Source organism: Jatrophihabitans sp. YIM 134969, assembly GCF_054456675.1.
The window spans coordinates 99,497-111,858 of the sequence record NZ_JBTJEQ010000010.1; the positions used below are offsets into that span (position 1 = coordinate 99,497).

Annotated in this window: 13 protein-coding genes and 1 tRNA gene; 9 read left to right on the plus strand and 5 right to left on the minus strand. The window is 73.4% G+C overall.

All coding sequences use genetic code 11. The annotated features are described in order from the left end of the window. Window positions 1-22: 22 nt before the first annotated feature. Both ACXR2U_RS07860 and lepB read right to left on the minus strand, forming a co-directional pair. Entirely contained in the window at window positions 23-1,273 is a 1,251-nt protein-coding gene (locus tag ACXR2U_RS07860; RefSeq protein ID WP_458824411.1) for an SGNH/GDSL hydrolase family protein, read from the minus strand. 76 nt (window positions 1,274-1,349) lie between these two features. Then, entirely contained in the window at window positions 1,350-2,300 is a 951-nt protein-coding gene (gene lepB, locus ACXR2U_RS07865; protein WP_458824412.1) for a signal peptidase I, read from the minus strand. A 51-nt stretch (window positions 2,301-2,351) separates the two neighbouring features. On the opposite strand from lepB, the gene ACXR2U_RS07870 reads away from it, so the two are divergent. Further along, window positions 2,352-3,170, plus strand: a complete 819-nt coding sequence (locus ACXR2U_RS07870; RefSeq protein WP_458824413.1) for an Fpg/Nei family DNA glycosylase — start codon at window positions 2,352-2,354, stop codon at window positions 3,168-3,170. After that, window positions 3,167-3,862 carry a DUF2625 family protein gene (locus tag ACXR2U_RS07875; RefSeq protein ID WP_458824414.1) on the plus strand — a complete coding sequence of 232 codons (696 nt, stop codon included), beginning with the start codon at window positions 3,167-3,169 and terminating at the stop codon, window positions 3,860-3,862. Before ACXR2U_RS07870 ends, ACXR2U_RS07875 begins: the two co-directional genes overlap by 4 nt. 19 nt (window positions 3,863-3,881) lie before the next feature. Here the strand turns inward: ACXR2U_RS07875 and ACXR2U_RS07880 are convergent, their stop codons facing one another. Genes ACXR2U_RS07880 through ACXR2U_RS07890 form a run of 3 tightly spaced genes read right to left on the minus strand, consistent with a single transcriptional unit; the run spans window position 3,882 to window position 6,753 of the window. Then, window positions 3,882-4,712 carry a YhjD/YihY/BrkB family envelope integrity protein gene (locus ACXR2U_RS07880; RefSeq protein WP_458824415.1) on the minus strand — a complete coding sequence of 277 codons (831 nt, stop codon included), beginning with the start codon at window positions 4,710-4,712 and terminating at the stop codon, window positions 3,882-3,884. An 11-nt stretch (window positions 4,713-4,723) separates the two neighbouring features. Next, window positions 4,724-5,356 carry a UdgX family uracil-DNA binding protein gene (locus tag ACXR2U_RS07885; protein WP_458824416.1) on the minus strand — a complete coding sequence of 211 codons (633 nt, stop codon included), beginning with the start codon at window positions 5,354-5,356 and terminating at the stop codon, window positions 4,724-4,726. A 17-nt stretch (window positions 5,357-5,373) separates the two neighbouring features. After that, on the minus strand, window positions 5,374-6,753 hold the full coding sequence (locus ACXR2U_RS07890) for a cryptochrome/photolyase family protein (protein ID WP_458824417.1): 1,380 nt from the start codon (window positions 6,751-6,753) through the stop codon (window positions 5,374-5,376). A gap of 64 nt (window positions 6,754-6,817) precedes the next feature. Here ACXR2U_RS07890 and ACXR2U_RS07895 point away from each other — a divergent pair, with 64 nt between their 5' ends. The 7 genes from ACXR2U_RS07895 to ACXR2U_RS07925 all read left to right on the plus strand — a co-directional run bounded on the left by ACXR2U_RS07895 (window position 6,818) and on the right by ACXR2U_RS07925 (window position 12,255). Beyond that, window positions 6,818-7,285, plus strand: a complete 468-nt coding sequence (locus tag ACXR2U_RS07895) for a DUF5709 domain-containing protein (protein WP_458824418.1) — start codon at window positions 6,818-6,820, stop codon at window positions 7,283-7,285. Continuing rightward, the gene (locus ACXR2U_RS07900; protein ID WP_458824419.1) at window positions 7,282-7,926 is read left to right on the plus strand and encodes an MBL fold metallo-hydrolase; all 645 of its coding nucleotides are present in this window, start codon (window positions 7,282-7,284) and stop codon (window positions 7,924-7,926) included. The genes ACXR2U_RS07895 and ACXR2U_RS07900 overlap by 4 nt, the downstream gene beginning before the upstream one ends. Before the next feature lie 95 nt (window positions 7,927-8,021). After that, complete coding sequence (locus tag ACXR2U_RS07905) at window positions 8,022-10,283, plus strand: putative bifunctional diguanylate cyclase/phosphodiesterase (protein WP_458824420.1); 2,262 nt, start codon at window positions 8,022-8,024, stop codon at window positions 10,281-10,283. Between the two features lie 39 nt (window positions 10,284-10,322). After that, window positions 10,323-10,961: an alpha-ketoglutarate-dependent dioxygenase AlkB gene (locus tag ACXR2U_RS07910; protein ID WP_458824421.1), complete on the plus strand. Its 639-nt coding sequence runs from the start codon at window positions 10,323-10,325 to the stop codon at window positions 10,959-10,961. 46 nt (window positions 10,962-11,007) lie between these two features. Then, window positions 11,008-11,080: transfer RNA gene (locus ACXR2U_RS07915), tRNA-Arg, on the plus strand. 208 nt (window positions 11,081-11,288) lie between these two features. After that, window positions 11,289-11,780 carry a cyclic pyranopterin monophosphate synthase MoaC gene (gene moaC, locus ACXR2U_RS07920; protein ID WP_458824422.1) on the plus strand — a complete coding sequence of 164 codons (492 nt, stop codon included), beginning with the start codon at window positions 11,289-11,291 and terminating at the stop codon, window positions 11,778-11,780. Then, window positions 11,773-12,255: a MogA/MoaB family molybdenum cofactor biosynthesis protein gene (locus ACXR2U_RS07925; RefSeq protein WP_458824423.1), complete on the plus strand. Its 483-nt coding sequence runs from the start codon at window positions 11,773-11,775 to the stop codon at window positions 12,253-12,255. The genes moaC and ACXR2U_RS07925 overlap by 8 nt, the downstream gene beginning before the upstream one ends. The last annotated feature ends 107 nt before the right edge of the window (window positions 12,256-12,362 follow it).

The window sequence follows — 12,362 nt, forward strand, 5'->3', positions numbered from 1 at the left end:
TCGCGAGGGCTCGCGAGGCTCGCTAGTGCCGCGCCCGGCGCGGGCGCCCGAGCCCGACCGACACCGCTCCCGCACCGACCGCGACCGCGGCGATCGCGAGCAGCCACGACACCGGGACCTTCGTGCCGGTGTTCGCGAGCGGCTCCCCGCCCGCGGCGACGGTCGACGCGCCGCCCGTCGCGGTCGCCGGCGCGGTCGACGTCGGAGCGGGCGTGGTGGGCACGCCGGACGACGGCGGGGTCGAGGTCGGTGCGGTCGGGAACAGCGCCTGGACGACCGGGTCGAGCGCGTTCGCCATGGCCGTCGTCCCGGCGAGGTTCGGGTGCAGGGTGTTGGTCGCGCCCTGCGCCGCGGCGGCCGGGATGATCGGCTCGACCCAGCGCTCGGTCTCGGGCTGGCAGGCGGAGTGGGCCAGCGACGCGGGGTAGATGTCCGCGTACTGCGCGCCGTTGGCCGCCGCGACCTCGCCGATGCCGTCGTCGAGGCGCTGCTGCAACACCTGCAGGAACGGCACGTCGGTGTCGGTGAAGGGGAACGTCGAGCCGAGGCTGATCGGCAGCCCGGGCAGCGGGAACGGGGCCGGCAGCGCGTTGGCCGCGTAGCACCCCCCGGCCGGGGTGTTGGCGGCGTCGGGGGCGATGGCCGGGTAGGCGATGACGACGATCTTGCTGTTCGGCGCGGCGGCCTTCACGGCCTTGATGGCGCCGGCGACCTTCTTCAGGGTCGGGGCGATCCGGTTGTACGGGTTGATCCTGCTGTTCGCGGGCAACGACTCGAAGTACGCCTTGCACGAGTTGAAGGTCGGGTGGAAGAAGATCGGGCCGTTCGCGCTCGCCGCGAGGCACCCCGAGCCGATGCCGGAGAAGCCGAGGTCGTTGCCGCCGATCGTGATCGTGACCAGGTCGGGCTGGACGTCGGTGAACACGTCGAGCTGCGGGGGTGGGGGCGGTCCCGGCGTGACCTGCTGCGGGTTCGTGAAGTCGGCCGTGGTGGCACCGCTGCAGCTGACGTCCGTGAGGCCGAGGCCCAGGGAGCCGGCGAGCAGGTGCGGGTAGTCGCCGTCGGTCTGGTTGCACCCGGGCACCGGCTTCTCGGTGCGGGTGCCCTCGGACGGCGGGAGGCCGTAGCCCGCGGCGTAGGAGTCGCCCATGGCGACGTAGGTCTTGCCGGCGGTGCCCGCGGGCGGCTCGGCGGCCGCTCCCGCCGGGACGGCCAGCGCGACGCCGGCTCCGAGGGCGACGGCGGGGAGGACGACGAGCAGACGACGCAGCACGAGCACGCACCTTTGCGGCGGGATGGCGAGAGGGTGGACCGGACCTTAACCTGCGACGGCCGCCGCGCCAACGGGATCAGGAGATCCGTCTGCCCCGCTGTCGCTGCCGCTCCACCACGCCGAGCGCGAGCACCGCCGTCAGCCCGGCCGCCGGCGGCCACCGGGTCGCGGGCGCGCCGGCGGAGGCGGGGAGCGGGAAGTCCTCGAACGTCGGCGGCGTGCCGAGCGTCGTCCAGCGCGACACCGGCCAGGCGATGACCACGGCCTTGCCGAGGACGTCGTCCACGGGCACGGTCGACGACATCGCGACGGCCCTGCTGCCACCGCTGCACACTGCACCGGTCGAGGACGGCGCGTTCCCGCAGTGGTAGCGGGAATCCGCGGAGGCGTCGCGGTGGTCGCCCATCACCCACAACCGCCCGGCCGGCACGGTCACCGGGCCGAAGGGCACCTGCCCCGCCGACGGGTCACCGGTGGACAGGTAGGTGTAGCTGGCGTCGTCGAGGGAGCGGAACGTGCCGTCGGGCCCGTCGTTGCCGACCTGGACGTTGCCGGACGCGTCGCAGCACTTGACGGTCTGACCGCCGACCGCGATCACCCGCTTCACCAGGTCGTTCTCGTACGGCGGCACCAGCCCGATGAACTGCCCGACCCAGGCCAGGCCGTGCAGGACCGGGTTCGACGGCGGCGTGGGGACGGCGTCGGGATCCCATCCGCCCGGGTCGCGGAACACCACGATGTCACCGGGGTGGGGATCGCGGGCGACGCTGTAGACCGGCTTGAACGTGAGGATGCGGTCGCCCGAACAACCCGTGCACCCGTGCAGCGTGCGTTCCATCGACTCCGACGGGATGACGAACGGCTGCACCACGAACGTCTTCAGCAGCACCGCCACCGCGACGGCCGCGACCAGGAGGACGGGCAGTTCCCACCAGGCCGCCTTGCGCCGGGGACGGCCTCGACGCCGGCCGAACCGACCGCGGCTGCGGGTGTCCGCGGGTGACCCGTCGCGCTCGTCGTCGACCACGCCGGGAGTGTGCACCACCGTGCTGAGGCCGCGGACCGTACCGTCGTCGAGGTGCCCGAAGGCGACTCCGTGTACCGGCTGGCGCGACGTCTCGACGCCGCCCTCGCGGGACGGGTGCTGGCCGAGGGCCGGCTGCGGGTGGCGGCTCACGCCTCGGCGGACCTCGCCGGCGTGACCGTGCTCGGCCACGACACCCACGGCAAGCACCTGCTGACCCGGTTCGACAACGGCGACACCCTGCACACCCACCTGCGCATGCAGGGCTCCTGGAGTGTGGTGCGGCCCGGGCGCCGGTTGCCGCGCCACGTCTGGCCGAGCGTGCGGGTGGTGCTCGCGACCGTCGGGGGGCCGACGGCACACGGCCTCGACCTGCCGGTGGTCGACCTGGTCCGGACGGCCGACGAGGCGACCGTCGTCGGTCACCTCGGGCCGGACCCGCTGCGACCGGACTGGGACGCGGGGGAAGCCGCGCGGCGGCTGCGCCTCGAGCCGGACCGGCCGCTCGCCGCGGCGCTGCTCGACCAGCGGGTGGTGGCGGGCTTCGGCAACCTGTGGGTCAACGAGTTGTGCTTCCTGCGCGGGCACAGCCCGTGGACGCCGGTGGGGGAGGTCGACGTCGACCGGCTGCTGACCCTGGGCGCTCGGGCGCTGCGGCACTCGGCGTCGGTGCCGACGGCCTACCAGGTCACCACCGGTGTGGCCCGGCGCGGGGAGTCGCACTGGGTGGCCGGGCGGGCCGGGCAGCCGTGCCGCCGGTGCCGGACCCCGGTGCGGGTCGCCGCCGAGGTGCGCGAGGACCCGGAGCAACGTCGGACCTGGTGGTGCCCGTCGTGCCAGCCCGGTCCGGTGCCGCTGGGACGGGCGTCGTGAGCGAGCGCCGCACCGCCGCCGACCTGCGGGACGTGCCCGACCCGGCCTGGCCCGCGATCGCGGCCCGCATCCGCGAGGCGGGCGCGACGGTGCTGCCCGCGGCAGCCGACCGCCGCGACGCCGCCCTGGAGCAGCTGCAGGTGACGACCCGCAGTCCACTCGGCGCGATGACGGCCGAGACCGGTGCCGTCCGGGTCGACCACGGCTGGCTGACGCTGCTCGGGGCCGGCACCGCCGACCTGCCCGGTATCGCCGAGGCGAGCCCCCGGCGCGGCGACACCCCGCCGCCGTGGCTCGTCGTGGCGTTCGACGCCCTGGGCGGTCGGTTCGCGATCAACGGCGGCGGCCTCGACGCCGAGCCCGGCGAGGTCTGCCACTTCGGGGTCGACACCCTCGGCTGGGTGGGGATCGGCGGCGGCTACGGCGAGTTCGTCGAGTACGTGCTCACCGGCGGCCTCGCCGAGTTCGCCGCCGATCTGCGCTGGCCCGGCTGGGAGGAGGAGGTCGACGCGCTCGAACCGGGTCAGGGGATCGCGGTCTACCCGTTCCCGTTCACCGAGGAGGGCGCGGACGTCGGCGGCGCCGCACGTCGCCCGGTCCCGCTGCACGAACTGCACGAGGTGTACGCGGACCTCGCCCGGCAGCTGTCGATGGTCCCGGACGGCGGGACGTTCGACGTCGAGACGCGGTGACCGACGCCCCGGTGGCGGCTCAGTGGTCCGAGCCGTCCTCACCCGCGCGTTCCTGCAGTGTGAGCGTCACGAGGAAGCCCAGCAGCACCACGATGTGGTTGAGGTAGAGCAGGAACGTCAGCGCGGCCACGGCACCGGCGACGGCGTAGCCGCCGTACGGCGCCGCGAACCGGCTGACGTAGCGCAGGGTCAACACGTAGCCCAGCGACTGCCCGGCCAGCCAGGACCCGGCCGCCGCTGCCCCCACCAGGAGCGGCACCGGGCGCACCGCCGTACTGGTGAACAACCGGTAGACCAGGCACAGCACGGCGGTGATGCCCGGCCACAGCACGACGAAGGCGAGGAACACGCCCAGCAGCCGCGGGCCGGTGCCGGTGCCGAACGAGGCCTCGATGAGCGGACGCAGCACGGTCGCGGCGATCGCGACCCCGAGCGCCGCGACCACCACGATCGGCACGGTCAGCAGGCGGCCGCGCAGCGTGCGCGACGCGGTGTCGCGCGCCACGGAGAACCGTTCGAGACACCGGACCGTGCCCTCGGCGTAGAGCGAGACCGGTAGCACCGCGCCGAGCACCGCCCACCAACTCATGGTGCTGGCTCCTGCCGCGATCTCCGTGACGGCCCGGTCGATGCCGAGCGGCCCCGGCACGTAGGCGGCGAGGTCCCCGGCGAGGGACCGGACCTGGTCGGCGCCGAGCAGAGCGGCGGTGAAGCGGAAGGCCACGGCCAGCAGCGCGACCAGCCCGATCGCCGCGTACGCGGTCATGGCCGCGGCGACGACCATGAGATCGGAGCGGGCCGACCGTCGCCGCACCCCGCGGAGGAGCCGGCCCGGTCGGGCCAGCTTCACCAGATCGGTGTTCAGTGCAACACTCCGGCGGCGACGCGGAGGTCGTCGACGAGGGCCGCGTGCGCGGCGTCGGGATCGTCAGCGCGCAACACCGAGGACGGGTGCGCGGTGGCCAGGAACGGGGTGCCGTTCCAGTCCAGCAACTGCCCCCGCGAGGCGGTGATGCGGAACGCTGCACCCTGCAACGCCTTGGCGGCGGTCGCGCCCAGGGCGACGACCAGTTCCGGTTGCACGTCGGTGAGTTCTGCCTGCAGCCAGGGGAAGCAAGCCTTGACCTGGCCCGCGCTGGGGGTCTTGTGCAGGCGGAACGACGACGATCCGCGCCGCTCGAACCGGAAGTGCTTCACGGCGTTCGTGACGTACACCTGGGTGCGGTCGATCCCGGCCTCGACGAGCGCCCGGTCCAGTTCCCGACCCGCCGGGCCGACGAACGGCTGACCGGCCCGGTCCTCCTTGTCGCCCGGCTGTTCGCCGACCATCACCACGCGGGCGCGTTCCGGCCCCTCGCCGAACACGGTCTGGGTGGCGTCGGCGTACAGCTCGCACGCCTGGCAGTGGGCCGCGGCAGCCGCCAACTCGCCGAGCGTGGCGTCGGCAGGGGGCTGGGCGACTTCGGCAGCTGGTCGTCTCCTGGAGGGGGGCACCTCTTGCCCATACCCGCTCAGAGGTCCTTGACCTTCTGGTAGTTCTCGAGGGCGTGGGCCCGCTCCGCGGCGTGGTCGACGACCTGCGCCGGGTACCCCGCGGGTGGGTCGGCCAGTTCCCAGGGGCGGTGGATCTTCTTGCCGGCGAGGCCGTCGACGTCGCGGAGCTCCGGCACCCACCGTCGCACGTACTCGCCGTCGGGATCGAACTTCTCGCCCTGGGTGACGGGGTTGAAGACGCGGAAGTAGGGCGAGGCGTCGGTGCCGGTGCCGGCGACCCACTGCCAGCCGTGGTTGTTGCTCGCGAGGTCGCCGTCGACCAGGTGCTGCATGAAGTACCGCGCGCCGCGGGTCCACTCGATGTGCAGGTCCTTGGTGAGGAAGGACCCGGTGATCATGCGGAGCCGGTTGTGCATCCAGCCGGTGGCGAGCAGCTGCCGCATCCCGGCGTCGACGATCGGGTAACCGGTCGTGCCGGTCGCCCAGGCCTCGAAGTGCTCGTCGGCCTCCTTGCCGGTGGCGTACGGCATCTTGGCCATCTTCGGGATGTAGTACTCGCGGGCGGACTCCGGGAAGACGTGCAGCACGGTCGCGTAGAACTCGCGCCACGCGAGCTCCTTGCGGTAGGTCTCGGCGCCGACACCCTGCCGGCCCTCGAGATCGGCGAGCAGCGTGCGCGGGTGGACGAGCCCGTACTTCAGGTACACCGACATGCGCGAGGTCGCGGGCTTGTCGGGGCGGTTGCGCTGCTCGTCGTAGTCGTCGAGCCAGTCGTCGAGGAACGCCTTCCACGCCTTCCGGGCCGCGTCCTCGGACGCCTCGGGCAGCTCGTCGACCTCCAGGTGCGGGTCGGCCGGGATGTCGGTGGAGTCGACCGCGTCGGCCCAGGTCGTGCGTCCCAGCTGCATGCGGGTCGGCGGGTCCCAGCCGTGCTTGCGCCAGGCCCGGTAGTACGGCGAGTAGACCTTGAACAGCTCGCCGTCGTCCTTCATCACCGTGCCGGGCGCGTTGGCGTACGGCGAGCTCACCCGCACCAGTTCGACGCCGTCGGGCAGCGCCTGCTCGACCCGTTCGTCGCGGGCCTTGCCGTAGGGGCCGAAGTCGCCGGTGACGTAGACGCTGTGGGCGCCGGTCTCGGCCACGACCGTCGGGACGACGTTCTCGGGCTTGCCGCGCCGCACCGTCAGCCGACCGCCGTGGCTCTCGAGCTCCGCGGCGAGCGAGCGCAACGCGCGGTAGAGGAACGCCAACCGCGGCGCACCCGACGGGCGCCGCAGTGACTCGTCGAGCACGAACAGCACGGTGAGGGGGCCGTCCTGCGCCGCCTGCTGCAGGGCCGGGTGGTCACGCACCCGCAGGTCGCGTCGCAGCCACAACACCGATCCGCCGTCCGTCACCGTCGACTCCTACCCAGCGCGGGCCGGGATGCACACCACGGAGGCGCGGTGGTTGAGTGGAGGCATGAGTGCTCCCATCGGATCCGGTGACGAAGCGGACGCCGTCTACGGCGACGAGGTCTACGCCGACGGCGTCTCCGACACCGACGACGTCGACGAGAACGAGACCCTGACCGGCGGCTACCAGGGTGAGCTGGCCGACACCGGCTACTCGCCTCCCGACCGCGACCCCGGCACCGACCGGTGGGGAACCACCGCGTTCGAGGAGAGCCAGGGCGAGTCGCTCGACCAGCTGCTCTCCGAGGAGGAGCCGGACGTCTTCGACCGCGAGGCGCCGCTCGACGACGCCGACCCGCGGGCGGGGCGGCTCGTCGCCGAGAACGAGGGCATCGGCCCGGACGACGAGAAGGACGAGGTGGCCTCCGACGTCGGTCTGGCGGGCTCGGCGTCCAGCGCCGAGGAGGCGGCGGTCCACGTCGTCGACGAGGACGACGCCCCGACCTCGGACGAGGGGAGCGACTACTCCTCGTGACGACGCTGACCAAGTGGACGCACTCGTGCGTCACGTTCGAGAAGGACGGCGGCAAGCTCGTCATCGACCCGGGCGCGTTCTCGGAGACCGACGCCGCCCTGGCCGGGGCGTCGGCGGTGCTCGTCACCCACGAACACGCCGACCACCTGCAGGCGGACGCCCTGCGGGCGGCGCTGAGCGCCGATGACGCCCTGACCCTGCACGCGCCGGAGTCGGTCGCGGCGCAGTTCCGCGAGTTCGGGGACCGGGTGAGTGTGGTCGCGGGCGGCGCGGCGTTCGACGTCGCGGGCTTCTCGATCCGCGCGTTCGGTGACCAGCACGCGCTCATCCACCCGCGCATCCCGATGATCGCCAACGTCGGCTACCTGGTCGACGGCGAGGTGTTCCACCCCGGCGACAGCTTCACCGTGCCCGAGGCGCCCGTGTCGACGCTGCTGCTGCCGGTGTCCGCGCCGTGGGCCAAGGTGTCCGAGGTGGTCGACTACGCCGTGGCCGTCCGGGCGGCGCGGACCCACCCGATCCACGAAGCGGTGTACAGCGACTTCGCCCGGGCCATGGCCAACGGACTGGTCGAGCAGACGCTCGGCGGCTTCGGGTGCGCGTACGACGTCATCGACGCCGGGGCGTCCGTCGAGGTCTAGACGGACACCCCGATCCGCGCCGCACACGTGCCGCCGTCGAACCGGGGAGCGGCCCCGCGATTGCGGGCCTGGTGACACGGTGTGACACTGCCGGGGTGGCGGACGTCCGGGACGTGGCGCTGCGCCGGGATCTGGCCGACCGGGTCTTCCGTGCCGTCAGGGACCTGGGCGCGGCCACCTCGCTCGACGACGCCCTGCAACGGATCACCGACGACGTCGTCGGGCTGCTCGCGTTCAGCGGCGCGGTGATGAACGTCCTCGACGACGACGGTCACCTCGTGGTCCGCGCGGTGTCGGGCCCCGCCGGGTTGGGCGGACTGCTCGGCTCCCGTGCCAGTCAGGCGCAGTGGCTCGCACTGCTGGCCCGGTGCGAGCCGACCGGGCGGCTGCTGTTCCTCGACCACCGGCGGCTGTCCGATCCCGAGGTCGAGGCCGTCCCGGGGTGGTACGAGGAGGACACGGTCGGCGACGTCCCCGAGGGCACCTGGCACGCGGGCGACACCATGATCGCCCCGCTGTACGACGGCGCCTCCGACCTGGTCGGCGCGCTGTCGGTGGACCTGCCGGCCGGTGAGGTGCAGGACACCGACCAACGCACGTCGTTGGAGTTGTTCGCGGCCGAGGCCGGGTCCGCCCTGCTCGAGTGGGCCGCTCGCGGCGAGAGCGAGCGCAAGCGCGCCGACGCCGAGAGCCGCTTCCGGATGGTGTGGGACAGCGGCTTGGTCGCCGCCGCCGTCCTCGACGAGTTCGGCATCGTGCTCGAGGTCAACGACCAGGGCGCGGCGATGCTCGGCTACGCGCACAGCGACCTGGTCGGGCGGAGGTTCCTCGACGTCGTCCCGGCCGCGAACCACGACGCGGCGCTGGGCCGGTTCGAGGACCTGGTGTCCCGTGCCGGGTCGTGGGTGCAGGAGCGGGAGCTGCAGACGCGTGACGGCCGGGTCCTCGTCACCGCGATGCACGCCGCCGTGACGTTGGAGGGGGAACCCCGCCGGCCGTCGCTGATCGTGCAGTGGACCGACATCACCGAGCAGCGGCGGGTCAAGGAGCGGCTCGAGCACCAGCTCGAGCACGACCCGCTCACCGACCTGCCCAACCGGCGGGTGCTGGAACGGCGGATCGCGGCCCTGTTCGACGAGCACGTGCCGTTCGGGCTGCTGTACGGCGACGTGGACGGCTTCAAGGGCGTCATCGACGCCCTGGGCCACACCGCGGGCGACGCCCTCCTGCTCCAGATCGCCGCGCGGCTGCGTCGGTTCCTGCCGCCGGAGGCGACGCTGGTGCGGCTCGCCGGTGACGAGTTCGTCGCGCTGCTCGAGGGGGAGTCCGACCCGGAGGTCCTCGCCGAGCTCGCCGACTCCCTGCTGGGGTCGTTCCACGAGCCGTTCGACCTCGACGGCGTCCCGACCGTCGTGCAGTTCAGCGTGGGCGTGAGCGGGACGCGCGACTGGCACAGCCACCCGGTCGACGTCCTGCGGGAGGCCGACGAGGCGCTCGCGCGCGCCAAGCGGCGCGGCCGGGCCCGCGTCGAGCTCTTCGACCCCAGCCAGGACCGTCCGGTCACGCGTGCCGACCTCGAACTCGAGCAGGACCTCCGCACGGCGCTGGACTCCCGGACCGCGCTCGAACCGCACTTCCAGTCGGTCATCTCGCTGGCGAGCGGCGGCACGGTCGGCTACGAGTCGCTGCTGCGGTGGCGCCACCCACGGCTCGGTGTCCTGCTGCCCGACCGGTTCATGCCGGTGGCCGACCGGGCCGGACTCGGCGCCGCGCTGGGGTGGCGGGTGCTCGACCTGGTCGCCGAGCGGGTGCGGCGCGGGGTCGCGGGTGTCGAGCGCCCCTGGATCGCGGTCAACGTGTCGGCGGCGCAGCTGGGGCGGGGGGTGCTGCTCGACGCCCTGCGGCGCGTCATCGACTCGACGTTCCGCGAGGAGCCCGCCGGCCTGCACCTGGAGATCACCGAGAACTCGTTGCTCGACGCCTCACCCGCCGTGGTCGACGAGCTGTACGCCGCGGTCGAACTCGGCGCGCGCCTCTCACTCGACGACTTCGGGACCGGCTACTCGTCCCTGACGCTGCTGCGGGACCTGCCGGTGACCTCGATCAAGATCGACCGCAGCTTCATCGCGCCGATCGCGGTCGACATCCGGGCGCGCACGATCGTCCAGCACACCATCGAGCTGTGCCAGGGCCTCGGCATGACCACCATCGCCGAGGGCATCGAGACCCACGAGCAGCTGGCCTGGTTGCAGACGCTCGGGTGCGAGTACGGACAGGGGTTCCTCATCGACCGGCCCAACCCGTGGCCGGTGCTCGACGACATCCCGCCGACCGAGCGTCGCCGGTTCGAGTTCTGAGGGCTGGCCGATCGAACACCTGTTCGGTAGGGTCGAGGCATGACGGCCACGGTGGGGTTCCAGGCCTCGCTGTTCGACAGCGACCGGCCGGTCGAGGTCGGTCCGCTCGGCGCGACGGTGTCACGCCAGGCGCTCGGCGAGGGTGCGTGGGTCGACACCCGTCCGGGCTGGGTCACCGGCGCGGACGACGTGTTCGACCGCCTGCGCGAGGCTGTGCCCTGGTACGCCGAGCGGCGGCAGATGTACGAGCGGGTCGTCGACGTCCCCCGGCTGTTGAAGTTCTACGAGGAGGGCGAGGACCTGCCCGATCCGGTGCTGGTCCGGGTCCGGGAGGCCCTCGACGCGCACTACGCCACCGAACTCGGCGAGCGGTTCCGCACCGTCGGCATGTGCCTCTACCGCGACGGCCGCGACAGCGTGGCCTGGCACGGGGACCGGATCGGCCGCGGCTCGACCCACGACACGATGGTCGCGATCGTCTCGCTCGGTGCGCCCCGCACGCTCGCCCTGCGCCCGCGGGGCGGCGGCGGCCCGGTGCACCGCCTGCCGCTCGGCCACGGCGACCTGGTGGTGATGGGCGGCTCGTGCCAGCGCACCTGGGAACACGCCGTGCCGAAGACCGCCCGGCCGGTCGGGCCGCGCATCAGCGTCCAGTACCGCCCGCGCGGCGTGCGCTGAGGGCGGTGCGCGCTGCGGCGCCCGATACCCTGCGAGTCGTCCCGCTGCCCTCATAGCTCAGGGGATAGAGCGCCGCACTCCTAAGGCGGGCGTCGCAGGTTCGAATCCTGCTGGGGGCACCGCACTGACGTCGGGGGACCGGACGTGGGAAGGCCCGCCGCGGGCCCGACCAGGGAGGGGATCCCGGTCGGAACCGCGACGGGCCGGTTCAGGGGCTTCGGAGTGGTACCCACGGTATCGGGCCGGCCGGGACAGCTCAACGGTGCGCCGGGCGCACTTGCTGCACGTACACAAGCTGCGACTTCGCGCCTCCGTAGGCTCGCGGCCATGGACTCCGGCGCTCCCGAGGGCGGACTCACCCACGTCGACGAGCACGGCGCGGCGCGGATGGTCGACGTGACGGCCAAGGACGTCACCGTGCGCGAGGCGACGGCCCGCGGCCGGCTGGAGACCACGGCCGAGGTCGTGGCCCTGCTCGCCCGTGACGGCCTGCCCAAGGGTGACGCCCTCGCGGTCGCCCGCATCGCGGGGATCGGGGCGGCCAAGAAGACCTCCGAGCTCATCCCGCTCTGCCACCCGGTGCCCCTGCACGGCGTGACCGTCGACCTCGCGCTCGGCGACGCCGACGTCACCATCACCGCCACGGTGCGCACCGCCGACCGCACCGGTGTCGAGATGGAGGCGCTCACCGCCGTCGCCGGGGCGGCGCTCGCGCTCTACGACATGGTGAAGGCGGTCGACCGCTCGTCGCGCATCACCGACGTCGAACTGCTCCACAAGGCCGGTGGCCGTCGCGGTGAGTGGACCCGCGGTGCCTGACGCCGCGCCGGTCGCGGTCGTGACCTGCTCCAACCGCTCGGCGGCGGGGGAGCGGGAGGACACCTCCGGCGCCCTGCTGACGGCCCTGCTCACCGACGCCGGGTTCGAGGTGGTGAGCCGCGAGGTCGTCCCCGACGAGATCGAGGCGATCCGCACGGCCGTGCGCTCGGCACTGGCCCGGGGGGTCCGGGCGGTGATCAGCACCGGTGGCACCGGCATCACCCCGACCGACGTCACCCCCGAGGCGGTGGAACCGCTCCTCGAGCGCACGCTGCCGGGCATCGCCGAGGCCGTCCGGGCGGTGTCGTGCGACGCCGTGCCGACCTCGGTGCTCTCGCGCGGGGTCGCCGGGACGATCGGCGCGGCCGTGGTCGTGACGCTGCCGGGATCCAACGGTGGTGTCCGCGACGGCATGCGGGTGCTCGCACCGGTGCTGGCCCACGCCATCGACCAGCTCGGGGGCGGCGACCACTAGGTGTACTGACCACGGACGTTGGTGACGGCGTGGCGAGCTGACACGGCGAAGACCTCCGGGTGAAGTGCGAGCTGTCGAGGAACGCACACACACCGGAGGTCTTCGTG